General features: G+C 47.3%; 10 protein-coding genes and 2 pseudogenes. 3 read left to right on the top strand and 9 right to left on the bottom strand.

Features of this window, described 5'->3' with window-relative positions:
* The 3 genes and pseudogenes from RID53_RS32880 to RID53_RS32870 form a co-directional block, all read left to right on the top strand.
* Positions 1-131, top strand: a pseudogene (locus RID53_RS32880) (IS630 family transposase); the annotation flags it as partial.
* A gap of 12 nt (positions 132-143) precedes the next feature.
* Positions 144-938, top strand: coding sequence for an exodeoxyribonuclease III (gene xth, locus RID53_RS32875; RefSeq protein ID WP_446392093.1), 795 nt, complete (start codon positions 144-146; stop codon positions 936-938).
* Positions 939-1,202: 264 nt separating this feature from the next.
* A complete protein-coding gene (locus RID53_RS32870) occupies positions 1,203-2,078 on the top strand; it encodes an SDR family oxidoreductase (RefSeq protein ID WP_446392092.1) in 876 nt (291 codons plus the stop codon).
* A 254-nt stretch (positions 2,079-2,332) separates the two neighbouring features.
* Here the strand turns inward: RID53_RS32870 and RID53_RS32865 are convergent, their stop codons facing one another.
* The 9 genes and pseudogenes from RID53_RS32865 to RID53_RS32825 all read right to left on the bottom strand — a co-directional run.
* Complete coding sequence (locus RID53_RS32865; RefSeq protein ID WP_446392091.1) at positions 2,333-3,544, bottom strand: NF038122 family metalloprotease; 1,212 nt, start codon at positions 3,542-3,544, stop codon at positions 2,333-2,335.
* Positions 3,545-4,037: 493 nt separating this feature from the next.
* Positions 4,038-5,228: an L-2-hydroxyglutarate oxidase gene (gene lhgO, locus RID53_RS32860; RefSeq protein WP_446392090.1), complete on the bottom strand. Its 1,191-nt coding sequence runs from the start codon at positions 5,226-5,228 to the stop codon at positions 4,038-4,040.
* 154 nt (positions 5,229-5,382) lie between these two features.
* On the bottom strand, positions 5,383-7,101 hold the full coding sequence (gene hflX / locus RID53_RS32855) for a GTPase HflX (protein WP_446392094.1): 1,719 nt from the start codon (positions 7,099-7,101) through the stop codon (positions 5,383-5,385).
* A gap of 590 nt (positions 7,102-7,691) precedes the next feature.
* Positions 7,692-10,646, bottom strand: a complete 2,955-nt coding sequence (locus RID53_RS32850) for a response regulator (protein ID WP_446392089.1) — start codon at positions 10,644-10,646, stop codon at positions 7,692-7,694.
* 239 nt (positions 10,647-10,885) lie between these two features.
* A complete protein-coding gene (locus RID53_RS32845) occupies positions 10,886-13,930 on the bottom strand; it encodes a response regulator (RefSeq protein ID WP_446392088.1) in 3,045 nt (1,014 codons plus the stop codon).
* Positions 13,931-13,961: 31 nt separating this feature from the next.
* Positions 13,962-14,972 carry a phosphate/phosphite/phosphonate ABC transporter substrate-binding protein gene (locus RID53_RS32840; RefSeq protein WP_446392087.1) on the bottom strand — a complete coding sequence of 337 codons (1,011 nt, stop codon included), beginning with the start codon at positions 14,970-14,972 and terminating at the stop codon, positions 13,962-13,964.
* Positions 14,962-15,513 (bottom strand): response regulator, encoded by a 552-nt coding sequence (locus RID53_RS32835; protein WP_446392086.1) that lies wholly within the window; start codon positions 15,511-15,513, stop codon positions 14,962-14,964. The genes RID53_RS32840 and RID53_RS32835 overlap by 11 nt, the downstream gene beginning before the upstream one ends.
* A 33-nt stretch (positions 15,514-15,546) precedes the next feature.
* Complete coding sequence (locus RID53_RS32830) at positions 15,547-15,678, bottom strand: hypothetical protein (RefSeq protein ID WP_446392085.1); 132 nt, start codon at positions 15,676-15,678, stop codon at positions 15,547-15,549.
* Positions 15,679-15,723: 45 nt separating this feature from the next.
* A pseudogene (locus RID53_RS32825) lies at positions 15,724-15,848 on the bottom strand (IS630 family transposase); the annotation flags it as partial.

The following is a 15,848-nucleotide window of genomic DNA, read 5'->3' as shown; positions in this document are numbered from 1 at the left end:
TCATTAGACAATTTTATCATCTTTGCAGCTCTTTTAAAATAGTTAAGTGGCTATTTGAATTTTTTGCTGATGGTCAAATATTCGATTTTCCGAAAATTTTTCAGTATGGAATTTTGCCACAACCTAAATAGGATTGCTATATTATGAAAATTGCTACCTGGAATGTCAACTCAATTCGCACCCGCCAAGATCATGTCCGTCAGTGGTTAACCGAAAATCCTGTGGATGTGCTGTGTCTACAAGAAACCAAGGTAGTGGATGAGCAATTTCCGCGATCGCCCTTTGAAGACTTAGGCTATCATCTCTATGTGTCGGGGCAAAAATCCTATAACGGTGTAGCACTGTTTAGCCGTAAACCCTTAGAAGCCGTGACTGTGGGGTTTACAGGCGTGTTGACGCCGGAGGAGGTGGGGGAATTAGACGGGCAAAAGCGGCTGATTACCGGGATTCTGGATGGCGTTCGGATTATTAATCTCTATGTTCCCAATGGTGCTGAGGTGGGAAGTGAGAAGTATGAGTATAAACTAAGCTGGTTAAAGCTGTTAAAGGAGTATGTGCGATCGCTCTTAGAGACTCAACCTCATCAACTCTGTATCTGTGGGGATTTTAACATTGCTCCCGATGACCGAGATATTCATAATCCCAAGAATAAAGACAAGCATATCATGGCATCGCCAGCAGAACGCCAAGCCTTAGAGGAAGTGTTAGCGCTAGGCTTAGGAGATGCGTTTCGCAAGTTTACTCAAGAGGGGGGTCATTTTAGCTGGTGGGATTATCGCCATGGCGGGTTTAGCCGGAATCGAGGGTGGCGAATTGACCATCATTATCTGACCCCTAAGCTGTATGAAGCCGCAACCCGTTGTAGGATTGATGTAGAACCTAGAAAACTGGAGAAACCGAGCGATCATGCACCAGTGATTGTTGAATTTGAGAGTTAAGATGAATGGCACTGATTTAAAGCGGGTGGGTTGAGCGGAGTCGAAACCCACCCTCCTGTATATCAAAAGTTTCGGCAATTTCCTAATACTTATTTCAGTGCCATTCGAGTTAAGATATGCTTCGCTTTTGTTGCACGGGAGAAGGGGAACTGGATTCTCTTGCTTCCCTCTTGCTCCCCTCTTGCTCCCCTCTCCCAAGCTTGGGAGAGGGGCTGGGGGTGAGGGGTCGCCCTTTATATTAACGCAGAGAATGAGGAGGTTTTTATGTATTTAGTAACAGGTGCTACGGGAGGATTAGGACGCCGGATTGTCCGGGTGTTACGGGAACAGGAATTACCCGTGCGGGCATTTGTTCGGTTATCGTCAAATTATAAGGAATTAGAAAACCGAGGCGCGGAAATATTTATTGGCGATTTGAGCGATGATAGAGACATCGAAAAAGCCTGTCAGGGAGTTGATTATATTATTAGCGCTCACGGGTCTGGAGGCAATGCTCAAGCCATCGATTATCGCGCCAATCGAGAACTGATTGATCAGGCAAAAATGCTGGGAATGAAGCAGTTTGTCTATATTTCGGTGTTAGGTGCAGAACGAGAGTATGAAAATGCACCCGTGTTTAAGGCGAAGCGAGCCACGGAAAAGTATTTACAAGGGAGTGATATCACCTATACGATTCTTCGCCCCTCTGGTTTTGCCTCCAATCTTTTACCGCTAGCGGAGCGATTTCGGGAAACGGGGGTTTATTTGCTCAACGGGAATCCCAAACATCGCTCCTCTATTGTGAGTACCGATGATTTAGCCAAAATCGCTGTTGATTCGATTAGCATTGAAGCCGCACACAATCAAATTTTTTCGGTAGGGGGACCCGATATTCTCAAACGGGAAGATATCCCTCAGATTTTTGGTCATGTCTTTAATCGAGAACCGATTATTATCAATCCGCCCTTATTTGTCTTTGATGGGGTAAAAACGGCGTTAGAGTTGGTTAATCCCAAAATTAGTAATGGGTTAAATACACTGCGAACCTTAATCACGAATGAGTTTTTCTGTACGCCGGAACAAATTACTGAAATTGAGTCAGTCTACAATTTACAAATGGAATCCCTAGAACATTTTCTGAAGCGGTATTTAGTGACATAAGGAATTATTTCGTTCGTAGTCAGGGCTTTAGCCTGTTCGTAGTCAGGGAACCTTAGCCCTAGATTTTGTTAAGTTTCCTTCTGTAGGGGCGAGTCGCTGCACATCGTAGAAGGTGTCTCCAATTACCTATCTCGACTCGCCCTTGTCCAAAGGTACGCTTGATGCAGGGCGACCCGATAAAATTAAGGGTTGGGTGGTGTCAATTGAATGCGGCGGGTCGCCCCTACAACGTTGACCTTGACAGGCGAGGCTAACTAACGACTATCGCGCCAACACCGTTGTAACCCAAATCCTACACCCAGCGCGATTAACCCAATCACAGAGGTTGGTTCTGGGACTGAGGTTGCATCATCCGTACTCGTCAAATACTGATTAGCCATGGCAAAATTCTCCATATCAGAAACGTTGTTATTCGTGGATGTACTCAGAAGACTATTCGCCGAACCTGTATTATTGCTACTGGTATTACCCGCCAGATTCCAACCAATAACATCAAAGGCTTGCAAATCCAAGTCACTAATACTTAAAAGTTCGCCGCGTGCTGCTGTCGGGTCCATGATTCCCAAACTGCGGTTATCCTTCCAGTGACTAGCTTGGCGTCCATCTCCGTTATAGCTACCCGTGGAAAATAAACCCAGGTTTGTATCTCCCCCATCAATGGAAAAATACGCCTTGCTTCCGGCGGCTAAGTCCAGAATACCCTGGTTGGCACTATTTTCAGAGTAGCGAAACAGATCCAGTGGACTGAAGATTCTGTACCGATCAAGTGATAATGGAGCGCCTGGTCCATCTTCGGAATAATAGTCTACAATATCCACGCCACTGACAAACCCTAAAGCATGACCGATTTCATGAACCGCTACTCCCATAAAATCGACAGCATTGTTGCTAATTCCATTACTGGGATTAAAGTCGAAATTGAAGTCACTGTTGAATTTAATCGTCGCATCAGTCGAGCTATGGTTCCCACTCAGTAAACCAAGAGCCTTGGCGTTTGCTCGGTTGATATCCAGATAATAATTATTGGCGGTGAAATTATTATCCCTGATCGTTTTACCCGAAAATGGATCAGTCGTCAGAAAATCAAGAAACGAACCCTTTTGCAAATTGGCGACCGCCGTATTATCATCCGTAGATAATCGGTCATTACTTAAGGCATTGCGAACAGTAGAGTAGCGACTCCCAACTGTATTACTACTCGCCTGACCTAAAATGCCAGAACCCAGCGACTCAAAACCAATGTCAATGTTGACGGTAATATCATCAGTGAATTGATCAGACCAAAAATCTCCAGCCGCCGTGAATCCATCAATCGCCTGTTGAGACGTCCCCGATGACGGACTAAAGTTAAATTGTAGGGCTTGTGCAGCGGTTGCGCCAAAGCTGATTTCTACAGCAACAGCAAGAGCTGTCAATGGTGTGAGCGATCGGACATACTGACTCAGAGATGAGAGCTTATTTGTCATGACTCGCCTAACTCAATAAGGTTTTATCAACGATACACTCTATATCTGTCCATTCAAGAACCTGGGGAGATTATTCAGGCTTGCCGTTAGTCAGATTTTGTCAATTTGATTGAGTCCTGAACAGTTCACGACAACCCACCCCGATATTCAAATCCTTAGCTTCCTCTTGTCTCTAATCTTAAACTACATTGACGACAAGATTGGAGAATGCTGTTACAATTCTTTAAACTGTTAAATATATTAATTTTTTAGTTATTTACTTGAAATGAATTAGCGCATCCCCCTTTTAAGCCGAATTAGGGTTTCGCCTTTGTTTATAATTTCGCAAATCTTTGATATAATTCATCTCTTACAGACTAGGGTGTCATAATGAAAATTAATTTAGAGAACTCAGGGAACCAAATGTTTAAAGATTATTTGTCCAAAAAGTCTTCAAGAATGGAAAACAAACGCCCATGATGACTTAATTCTGAGGATTTAAACGAAAGCCATATCAACCCTCAATCCGATCCGCGATCGCACGTCCAATTTCCAGGGAAGCAGTAGCCGCTGGAGAGGGCGCATTACAGACATGCAGCGTTTTATGTCCTTCGACAATCAGAAAATCATCCACTAATTGACCATTCTCCATCAAGGCTTGGGCGCGAACGCCTGCATGAGTGGGCATTAAATCATCAGCTTGAATCTCAGGAATTAACCGTTGTAAACTGCGAACAAATGCCGCTTTACTAAAGGAACGAATGATTTCATCCACGCCAATTTTCCAATAACTTTGTGCTAATTTCCAACACCCCGGAAACGTGATAATCTCTATAAAATCTCCCCAGTCAAAATCCGTCTTTTTATAGCCTTCTCGCTTAAAACTCAGCACTGCATTTGGACCGGCATGAATCCCACCATCAATCATGCGGGTAAAATGAACCCCTAAGAAGGGGAAATTCGGATTCGGAACCGGATAAATCAGATGCTTGACTAAATATCGCTTTTCCGGCTTCAGTTCGTAATATTCCCCCCGAAACGGTATAATCTTAGCGGGAGGCTGCATCTGACCCAATTTCACCACGCGATCGCTCTGCAATCCAGCACAGTTAATCGCCATCTTTGTTTCAAATTCACCTTGATTGGTTTCGACGACTAAACCATCAACCGTTTCTCGCAGATTCTGCACGGTTGTATTTAATCGCAGTTCTCCCCCTTGGGCGCTAATTAATTCCACATACTTTTCACACACTTGCCGATAATCGACAATCCCTGTCGCCGTCACGCGGATTCCGCCAACAGAACGCACATAAGGTTCAATTTCTGCTACCTCTTCCGGACTAATTCGCTTCACCGTTAACCCATTCTCTAATCCCCGTTGATAGAGATTATCCAGCAACGGTAATTCCTCCGCTTCTGTCGCCACAATCACTTTGCCACAAACATCATGAGGAATCCCATGTTCCTGACAAAATCTGACCATAGACAGATTCCCTTCACGGGCAAACTTGGATTTAAAACTGCCTGGTTTATAATAAATTCCCGAATGAATGACCCCGCTATTATTGCCCGTTTGATGATATGCCCAACAGTTCTCTTTTTCCAGGACTAAAATCTTACAGTCAGGGTAGCGTTGTCCGATTGCTAAAGCCGTAGACAAGCCAACTATTCCGCCACCGATAATTGTAAAATTATATTGTGTCATTTGTCATTTGTCATTGGTCATTTGTCATTTGTCATTGGTCATTGGTCATTTGTTGATTGCAAATCTTCTCCCTCATCTTCCCCTGCTCCCCCAGCTTCCCCCGCTTCCCCAGCTTCCCCAGCTTCCCCATCTCCCCATCTCCCCATCACCCCATCTACATTTGCGGTGCTATAGCATAATCCACTAACTGGGCTATTTTTTGCCGCAGAGTTTCTAGTCCTAACCGTTTGCTAGCTGAAACAAATACCCCTTGGGGAAATTCTTCTTGGGCTACGGCTAGGGTATCACTGTCTACTTCGTCAATCTTGTTAAATACCACTAGAATCGGTCCCGGTGTCACAGGCATGTCTGCCAAAATGGACATGACTGAACGAATATGATTTTGCCAGGCGGGATGGGATAAATCCACCAGATGGATTAACGCATCGGCTTCTGTCACCTCTTCCAACGTGGCGCGGAAGGAATCGACGAGGGGGGGTGGTAATTCGTGAATGAATCCCACGGTATCGGTTAGCAAAACCGTAATCGATTCCCCAGTCTCCGCATAAGTAATCGGTAAACGTCGGGTAGTGGGGTCAAGGGTGGCAAACAATTGATCAGCGGTGTAGACTTCGGCATTCGTTAATGTATTTAACAACGTCGATTTGCCAGCATTTGTATAACCCACAACAGAAATCGTCGGTACATCTTGTTTTTGGCGTCGTTGTCGCATCCGCGATCGATGTGCCTGCAACTGGTTCACCTCTTGTTGCAATCGGGCAATTCGGCGCTGAATCGCACGGCGTTCGGTTTCCAGTTTGGTTTCCCCTGGACCACGAGTGCCAATTCCACCGCCTAATCGGGACATGGCTTGACCTCGACCCGTGAGGCGCGGCAGCATGTATTCTAATTGGGCTAATTCGACCTGTAATTTCCCGGCACGGGATTGGGCGCGTTGAGCGAAAATGTCTAATATAACTTCCGTGCGATCAACGACTCGTACCCCGGTTTGGGCTTCTAGGTTGCGAACTTGGGCGGGGGATAAGTCGCGGTCAAATACGACTAGATTCGCCCCTAATGTCTGCACTGTCAGGGCAATTTCCTGCACCTTTCCCGCGCCGACAACGGTTTGAGGATGGGGTTGCGATCGCCTTTGTCGCAGCGTCTGTAATACTTCCCCGCCAGCGGTTTGCACCAGTCGGGCAATTTCGGCTAACCCGTCTTCAAACTGCCCCTTACTCATATCTGATGTCATTAAGCCGACAATCAACACCCGATCTTGATCAACATCGACGTGTTGGGCGATGAATTCGCGGCGAAATTCGGCTTCAAGTCCTTCGACTAAATCAAAGAAATCTTGTTTAGTCAACAGATCCAGACTCAATGCTGGGGATAAATGCCAACTCGGTTGACCCTCGGTGTCTTGTCTGGAAGACTGAGTAACGGGAATCAGGTGGGCTAAATAGGTTTCATTCACATACCCGGTTGCGCCTCCCCCCCGCCGTTCAAATCCTGACTCACTCACGGTTAGCAGGACTAACGCATCCAAGCGTTGAATCGCCATGGCGGTTAAGTCAGCATTACGCGGGGTATGGGATTTGAGTTGAGTCGCAATACAGCGAATCCCACACAATCGTTCTGCACCATAGCGGGGTAACTCCAAGGGGGGGATTTTGGTTTGCGTTGGTGTTCCCACTCCGACTCGAATCACCTGTCCTCGACGATTCAGGTAAGTACATAAGGGCTGTTTGAGATCAGCACTAATCGCAGCCAACCGTTGAGCAAATTCCGGCGTCGTCAGGCGATCGCCTGGTAAGCGCTGGTGATAGAGGCGTTGCAGTTGTTTAAGCTGGCTAGGCTTTAATCCGACCAGATTGCCATAGATCGTTTCGATAGGCGACTCCCAGTAAACTGGCTCCTGACTCTACTTTTGTTTATTTTAGATCCTCCCCGGTGTCAACGCACGAGGATTCCTTACCAGCCAATCCAAATGTAGGGGCGGGTTTAGGAACTCGCGCAACGGGGAAATCACTACATTTCATCCAAAACCCGCCCTTCTCTCCATCTTTACCCGGCAGTAAATGTATCCTAGAATCTAGCCTAAGTAGTCAGACAAAATTTAATTTGTCCTAACCTTAGTGCGTAGTGCTATATCTACCAGCCAATCCAAATGTAGGGGCGGGTTTAGGAACTCACGTAACGGGGAAATCACTCCATTTCATTCAAAACCCGCCCTGCCAAAACTTTGAACCCAACCAATAACTTCGTGACTACTACGAACTCATTGTTTTTGTAGTATTCTGGTGGCATTCTTGCACAAGAGGAGGGCGGGTTTTGTTTTTCAGTTAGTTCCGAGTAGCCGATTTTAGTCCCTAAACCCGCCCCTACAAATTGTCCCTAAACCCGCCCCTACAGATTGTCCCTAAACCCGCCCCTACAGATTGTCCCTAAACCCACCCCTACTCTACACCCCACACCCTGCCTTTACTCGACCTTAATCTCCCTTAATGCCGCTTTGACTCGTTCAAACTCCCGCTTCAGTCGCGACACAACCTCGGAAGCGGTGGTTAATTGCTCATTTTCTCCCATTCTTTCTAACTTTTCGCAATATTCCGAAAACGGTATTGCCCCTAGAGACGCACTGCTTGACTTGAGAGTATGGGCGGATGCTTCTAGCCCGGTTGCATCTCCCTGAACAATGGCTGTCTCCATCCCTTGGATTAATGCTGGAGTTTCGGCTAAGAAAACCGTAATTAATTGAGCCAAACATGCTGATGCACCCTCTCCAAGATTTTCTCGCAAGGCTTGCAGAACCTCAAGGTCAAGCGCCGCTTCACGTCTTGGTGCGGGTTCTATCGTCTCCTGGTTTGGCACAGACTGGTTCAAGACTCGCACCAATTCATCCACACGAATCGGCTTGCTGATATAATCATCCATACCAGCATTCAAACACTCTTGACGATCGCCTTCCATGGCATTAGCTGTCATCGCAATAATTCGAGGACGGGTGGCAGCATCCCAAGTTTGGCAGATGCGTTGCGTGGCTTCCAAACCATCCATGTGCGGCATCTGGACATCCATAAATACCATATCATAAGGTTGACGATGCAAGGCTTCCAGAGCTTCAAGCCCGTCACCCACCACATCGGCTCGATAACCCATCCGCTGCAATAACCGCACCGCTAACAGTTGATTCACCAGATTGTCCTCCGCCACTAAAATGCGCCGGGGTAGTCGCGATGCCATTTGCGAGTCGAGTTTAACCCCCTGAGAACGGCAGGATTTAACCTTAGTTGGCACTCCCCCTAAGGTTTGAACCAAAACACTGTACAGTTGAGACTGTTTAATCGGTTTATTCAAGAAAGCCGCAAAATCAACCTGGGCAGCATTCAACTCCTTTTCTGGGATGCCAATGGAGGTGAGCATAATCAGCGGTAACTGCTGACAATCAGGGCGCTGACGCAGGGTAGCGGCTAAACTCAAACCATCGACTTGCGGCATCTGCATATCCAGAATGGCTAAATCAAAGGGTGGCTTTTGTTCAATTAAGGCGATCGCCTCTGTCGCTGAGGATGCTGTATTCGTTACCATTGACCAAGCCTCTGCTTGTCGGCTTAAAAAGTCCCGGTTCGTGGCGTTATCATCTATAATTAACAGCCGCTTCCCAGAGAGACAGGATGGAGAGTAAACTGTCTGTGCTACAGCACCCGCCACTGACTCAACCGTGATCATGAAATAGAAGGTTGAACCTGACTCAGATGGCTGTTCCGCCGATAGTTGCCAACCCGCAGGAGGATTACCCGCCACAGTGCCGTGACTTTCCACCCACATCGTACCGCCCATCATCGCACTCAACTGTTTGCAAATCGCTAATCCTAACCCTGTCCCCCCATATTGGCGGCTGGTGGAGGAATCCACTTGACTGAATGGCTTGAATAAGCGGTGCATCCGTTGGGGAGCGATACCAATCCCTGTATCGTTAACCGCAAATTGAATGTGGTAACGATTGGAGTCTGGGTGAGAATCTGCCTCACTCTCCAATTTCCGCCCTGTCACCGAAACCACTATTTCTCCGGCTGCGGTAAATTTAATCGCATTACTTAATAAATTCACTAAAATTTGGCGGACTCGCGTCACATCTCCCCTCACCTGATCAGGAATTGACGAGTCGAAGCGATAGCCTAACTCTAGTTTTTTCGCCGCCGCTTTCGCCGCCAGTAAATCCAGTGCGTCTTCAATACAGTCTCTGAGTTCAAAGGGTTGTTCTTCCAAATCCAACTTGCCCGACTCAATTTTGGAGAAGTCGAGAATATCGTTGATGATTGTCAGCAGTGTATCACCACTGTTGCGGATGGTTTCGGCAAAATGGCGCTGATCTGGGGTCAGTTCGGTATCCAGAAGCAATCCCGTCATCCCGATTACACCATTCATCGGGGTGCGGATCTCGTGGCTCATCATTGCCAGGAATTCGCTTTTGGCTTTATTGGCTTTTTCGGCGACTTGTCTGGCGTCTTGCAGCATCCGATTTTGCTGTTCTAGGGCGGTTTGGGCTTGCTTTTGCTGAGTAATATCTTCGACGGAGCCTTCATAATAGAGTAATGTCCCCTTGCGATCGCGAACCGCCCGGGCATTTTCCATAATCCAGATCAAGCTCCCATCGCGCCGATAGACTTGAACTTCAAAGTGAGATACTGCTCCCTGTTGCTGCATCCGGTTGATAAACTCAGCCCGTTTTGAGGGGTCAACGTAAAGCTGTTGTCCAATATCGGTAACCGAAGCGATTAACTCGGCGGCTGAGGCATAGCCATATATCCGGGCGAGGGCAGGATTCGCGCTAATATAATGCCCATCGGGTGTGGTTTGATAGATTCCCTCAACCGCATTCTCAAAAATACTGCGGTAATTGTTTTCAGCCTTTTGTAAGGCTTGCATCTGGCGTTCTAATTTATCAACATTCAGTCGTAACTCAATTTGAGCGATCACTTGACGCCCCAAGGCTTCTAGGGCTTCTATCTGTTCTGGAGTCAACTGGCGCGGCACTTGGTCAATTACGCAAAGAGTACCCAACGCAAAACCATCGGGAGTGACAAGAGGAGTCCCAGCATAAAAACGGATGTTGGGTTCAGAGGTGACTAAAGGGTTCTGGGCAAACCGCTCATCATCTAGGGCATTCGGAACCATTAACACCTGATCTGGCTTCAGAATCGCATGAGCGCAGAACGCCTGTTCTTTGGGGGTTTGGGTAGCATCTATACCCACCTTTGACTTAAACCACTGCCGAGTGGCATCGAGAAGGCTAATTAAGGCAATGGGAGCGTCACAGATGTACGCCGCCATCTTGGTTAAATCGTCAAATGCCTTTTCTGGCAACGTATCGAGAATATGATATCGTTCAAGTGCTTTGAGTCGATCGGCTTCATTGCTAGGTAAGGGAGGCATCTGTATCGGGTTGAGAGTTGTATCATGTCTACCTATACAATCATTATCTCCTTTTGCTTTACTGCCTGTCTTCTTTTTGGTACCATCTTTGGCTATAAGTAGTCGGACAAAAGAAAACAGCACTGTACTAAGTTTTGTAAACAAGCCTCAAACCCTTACAAAGGACGAATGACGTAGCTTGCTTCTCAAGGGAGCGAGTTCTCCACTGTTAGCTTTTATTGTGTCCACCTACTTAGCCTTCACCTCCAGCCCTTGATATCCATCAATTCGACTTTAACTCGTTCATACTCAAACTTAAGCGGGGACATAATCTCAGACGCGGTGGTTAATTGATCACCTTGTCCCAGTTTTTCTAAATTTTTGCAGTACTCTGAGAACGTGATTGCCCCTAGAGACGCGCTGCTCGATTTGAGAGTATGAGCGGACTGTTCTAACCCTGCTGCATCGCTCTGGACGATCGCGGTTTCCATCGCTTGGATTAACGTCGGAGTTTCGGTTAAGAAAATATCAATTAATTGCGCTAAACAGTCTGAGGCAGCATCTCCGATTGCGGCTCGAAAGGCTTGTAGAACCTCCAGGTTTAACGCCGCTTGACTCGTGGGTGCTGGTTCTATTGTCTCCTGTTTTGGCACAGACGGGTTCAAGACTTGAACTGATTCTTTAACGTGAATCGACTTGCTACTATCGCCTTCCATGGCATTAGCTGTCATGGCAACAATCCCAGCTCCCCCAGCTTCCTCAGCTCCCCCAGCTCCCCCAGCTCCCCCAGCTCCCCCAGCTCCCCCAGCTTCCCCAGCTCCCCCAGCTCCCCCAGCTCCCCCAGCTCCCCCAGCTTCCCCAGCTTCCTCAGCTCCCTCATCCTCTCGTGGCAAACATTCATGCAACGCTCGAACCAATTCCTCAACCCGAATCGGCTTGCTAATATAGTCATCCATACCAGCACGAAGACATTTTTCCCGATCGCCTTGCATGGCATTGGCTGTCATGGCAATAATCCGAGGGCGGGCGGCTGTGTCCCAGGTTTGGCAGATGTGTTGCGTGGCAGTTAACCCATCCATGTCCGGCATGTGTACGTCCATGAAGACCACATCGTAGGGCTGACGCTGCAAGGCTTCTAGCACTTCTAAACCATTGGCAGCAATATCGGCTCGATACCCCATCCGTCGCAGCAGTTGTAGCGCTAACTGTTGGTTCACCATATTGTCTTCCGCGACTAAAATTCGCAGGGGTAGCCGCTGTGCCAAGGTAGCGTCAAGTTGGAGGGATTGGGTACGCGATCGCGTGATTTTGTGGGGTTGACCACTAAACACTTGAATTAATGTCTCGTAGAGTTGCGACTGCTTCACGGGTTTGTTCAGAAATGCCGCCAACTTCGCCTTCGCTAATCCCGATAGTCCTTCCGCACCCCCCAATGAGGTGAGCATCATTAACGGTAATTGCTGATACTTGGGCTGTTGGTGAATCGCAGCAGCCAGGGTTAAGCCATCCATTCCCGGCATTTGCATATCTAAAATTGCTAACTCGAAATCCTCCTCCTGAGCCATTCGCGTCAGCGCATCTTCCCCAGACTCAACCGTTTGGGGGATCATTCCCCAGGACTGGGTTTGCAGCGTCAAAATTTGTCGGTTTGTGGCGTTATCATCGACGATCAGGACTCGCCGTCCCGCTAGCTGAGGTTGAGGGGTGGAGATATTATCCCCCAACTCGGCAATAGACTCTGCCACAATCGTAAAATAAAACGTCGAGCCAACTCCCACCTGACTCTCTACCCATGTTGTCCCCCCCATCATTTCGCTGAGACGTTTGCTGATGGCTAATCCTAATCCTGTACCCCCATATTGGCGTGAGGTTGAGGAATCCACTTGACTAAAGGACTGAAAGAGCAGGGGAAGGCGATCGCCAGGAATGCCAATGCCTGTATCCTTAATTGCAAACTGAATCTTGTAATTCGGGCAAGTCGCAGCAGATATCGGTAACGCTTCAGTCCCGAATTCTTTGGCATTGACTTCAACCGTTACTTCCCCGTCCTGGGTAAATTTAATCGCATTTCCCAATAAGTTGACCAAGATTTGCCGCAAGCGGGTAACATCCCCGATAATTCGGTCGGGCGTCCCAGGTTTAATCAGATAAGCCAATTCCAATTTTTTCTGGGCAGCTCTGGGCGCCAGTAAGTCGAGGGCTTCTTCAATACAAGTTCGCAGATCAAAGGGGTGTTCTTCTAAATCCAGCTTGCCCGATTCAATCTTAGAAAAGTCTAGGATATCATTAATAATGACCAGCAGCGCATCACCGCAATTGCGAATGGTTTCGGTGAATTCCTGCTGCCGGGGAGTAAGTTGGGTATCTAAAAGCAATCCAGTCATGCCAATCACCCCATTCATCGGCGTGCGGATTTCGTGACTCATCGTTGCCAGAAAATCCCCTTTGGCGCGGGTGGCGGCTAAGGCTTCATCCCGAGTTCGAGCTAACTCGATTGCCGTCTGCTGTAACTGGGCTTCCGCTTGCTCACGCTCAATAATCCGCTGCTGTAACCCTTCCAGGGTTTGTTGCAGTTGACCCGCCATGCGGTTAAATGCGGCTTTTAGTTGCCCGATTTCGTCATTGTGGGTAATATCAGCACGGCGATTCAGTTCACCGTTAGCTAGGGCTTGTGCAAGTTCCGCTAACTCTTGCAATGGACAACGAACTTGTCGATTAAACAGGATAATCGTCACGGTTGCCAGCAAAATACTAATTGAAATGGAGGCAATTAACGTGGTGACTGCCGAGTGGTATAACTCTTGTTGAACATTAGCAATAGAATAGCCGAGGCGAATTTCTCCCAGGGATCGACCCCCAGAAACAATGGGTTTGCGGAATTCGCGCACGACGGGGTTCTGTGCGACAGCAGAAATCAGGGCAAGGAGATCACCTTCAGACGCCGTAAACTCCATCGCTTCTGCTACAATTGGTTCATCCTGATTGATAAACCGAGTTAACGGTTTTCCCTCTGAATCAAGAACGACGCTGTAGACAATATCATCATCCACATTGGTTTGTTTCATCAACCGTTCTAGAGTCAAAAAGTCCCAATCGAGAACGGCTTCTGGACTGACGGCGCTTAAAAATTCAGCCTGATCTTCGGCTCGTTGCTCAAGGTTGGTTAACTGAACAGTAAATCGTCTGTTGATCTGCAAAACGCCAAAGAGTAATTGGCTGACAACTAAGACACTACTGGCAATTCCCAGATAGCGGAGAGTAATGCTTTGATTCCACTTGCCTAATGTTTTCCGTTTGAGAGTCATCGTCGGCGTCTCTAGTACAGTTCCCGTTGAACTAAGGCTTGGCGTTCCAGCTTTTGAGCTTTAAGGTTTCAATTAGGCGATCGAGTTCGGAATAGTCGGCGGCTGGCGCAAATTTCTCTAATCGAGCAGCCGTTAAAGCAGGATGATTGGCGGGGATATTCAGCAGTGCATCCTTAACCTTGTCCACGAGTTGTGGGTCAGTATCCGGGAGCGCCGCCAAAGACCACTCTGGATAGAGCGCCGTGGTATGTTTGTAGTAGAAATTGTCGTTGGCTGGGTTAATAATTTTAACCTCATCGGTACTGTTTATTAATCCTTTGTTAACCATTTTTTCCAATTGCCCAGTCCGAACAAACCCGACATCAATTGTGCCATTGAGAACCGCTAATACAATGTTATCTTGGGATTTATTTTCTACAAAACTACTAAATTCAGTAAATGGATCGATACCGTTTTGCTGTAGATGATAGATTTGAAAAATACAACCCGCCGCAGCGGTTTCAAAATCCACGCAGGCGGCTGTCTTTCCCCGTAAGTCTTCCAGGGTTTGAATGTCACTATCCCGCTTGACGATAATTAAGGCACTAAATTCTGCACCCGTTTGGGGGCGAACATGGGTGGTGAGAAATTCGGTATTGTAGAGCCGACGAATTTGGACAGCAGCGAGGGGATTATTCAGGGTAAAATCCAGATTTCCCTCTGCTACTTCCGTAAATTGACTTTCCTGGGTTAAGGGTATCAATTCAACGGGACGACCCGTAACTTCAGAGAGATAGTTCAATAAAGGACTATACCGTTCGTTGACAGATACGGCACTATCAATAGCAAGAATTCCTACTCTGACAGGTTCTCCGGTGACGTGTTGCACAACGGTGGTTTCTACAGAGGACGTTGGTGGAGATTCAGCTATTTCCGTTTCCGTTCTGGCACAGCTTGTTAAAGGCAGGAGCAGACTGAGGATGAGCAAGCAGAAGGCTGAGGGTTGAGGACTGAAGGTGGTACGATTTCGGGTGTCTGCTTGGTGTTTGTTTTCATTGGTCATCGTCTTGTGGTGGGGAGAGGCAACAGGGAATAGGCAACAGTCGGGGACGCGGTAAGAGCGATCGCACGTAGTCGGCGGCTTGATTTAATTCCTGTTGCAATATCTGATTTTGACGCTGTAATTCTTCCTCTGCTTGCTTGCGTTCAGTGATATCATTGAGTGTGCCGGAAATTCCTCTGAGAGTCCCATTTTCATTTAAGAGTAGGCGGGCATATACTTCAATATAGGCTACCGTCCCATTTTTTGATAAATAGCGAACTTGGTAACAGCAATCTGGCGTTTGAGGGGTGAGTTCCTCTCCGGCTAATTTAGCCCAACTCGCTTCCAGCAAACGACGCACTCGTCGCCGTAACACGGGGGCGTGAATCGGTTTAGTCACATAATCCACCGCACCCGCTTCAAACGCCCGATCCACCGAGGTTTGGTCATCCAATCCCGTAATCATTAAAATAGGAGTGCGATCGCTACCCATCAAGGCTTGCAGTTTGCGGCAACAGGTAAAACCATCCATCTCTGGCATCATGGCATCAAGCAGTACCATATTCGGTTGTAGCTGGGCGTAAGTCGCAAGGCATTATTCTCCATTCTCTACTTCTTCGACTCTGTTACCCTCTTTTTCGATGATGTGACGCAGCATGATCCGCGTAAATCGGTCATCATCAACAATAAGAATCAAGGCAGAATTTGAGTGAATTGAGTGACTCATGCGATCGGTTTAAATATTAATCAGCTTAATTAAGCTGTTATGCATTTAAACTGTGATAAGAGCATTACCCTTATTTTTCAGTTTCCGCCCCCAATTAATAACTAGCTTGTCTTCATTTAAAAGTTGATGCAACAAAGATTCTAACTCTTCAATGGATTCAAAAAGCCGAT

Source organism: Coleofasciculus sp. B1-GNL1-01 (assembly GCF_040220235.1).
GTDB lineage: Bacteria > Cyanobacteriota > Cyanobacteriia > Cyanobacteriales > Coleofasciculaceae > Coleofasciculus.
This window is presented reverse-complemented; position numbering and strand designations above follow the sequence as displayed.

Excerpts from the sequence above, each read along its gene's own strand:
- RID53_RS32840 (WP_446392087.1), bottom strand. The coding sequence starts at position 14,972 with ATGACCAATGAAAACAAACACCAAGCAGACACCCGAAATCGTACCACC.
- lhgO (WP_446392090.1), bottom strand. The coding sequence starts at position 5,228 with ATGACACAATATAATTTTACAATTATCGGTGGCGGAATAGTTGGCTTG.
- RID53_RS32850 (WP_446392089.1), bottom strand. The coding sequence starts at position 10,646 with ATGCCTCCCTTACCTAGCAATGAAGCCGATCGACTCAAAGCACTTGAA.
- RID53_RS32865 (WP_446392091.1), bottom strand. The coding sequence starts at position 3,544 with ATGACAAATAAGCTCTCATCTCTGAGTCAGTATGTCCGATCGCTCACA.
- RID53_RS32845 (WP_446392088.1), bottom strand. The coding sequence starts at position 13,930 with ATGACTCTCAAACGGAAAACATTAGGCAAGTGGAATCAAAGCATTACT.
- RID53_RS32835 (WP_446392086.1), bottom strand. The coding sequence starts at position 15,513 with ATGGTACTGCTTGATGCCATGATGCCAGAGATGGATGGTTTTACCTGT.
- RID53_RS32870 (WP_446392092.1), top strand. The coding sequence starts at position 1,203 with ATGTATTTAGTAACAGGTGCTACGGGAGGATTAGGACGCCGGATTGTC.
- RID53_RS32830 (WP_446392085.1), bottom strand. The coding sequence starts at position 15,678 with ATGAGTCACTCAATTCACTCAAATTCTGCCTTGATTCTTATTGTTGAT.
- xth (WP_446392093.1), top strand. The coding sequence starts at position 144 with ATGAAAATTGCTACCTGGAATGTCAACTCAATTCGCACCCGCCAAGAT.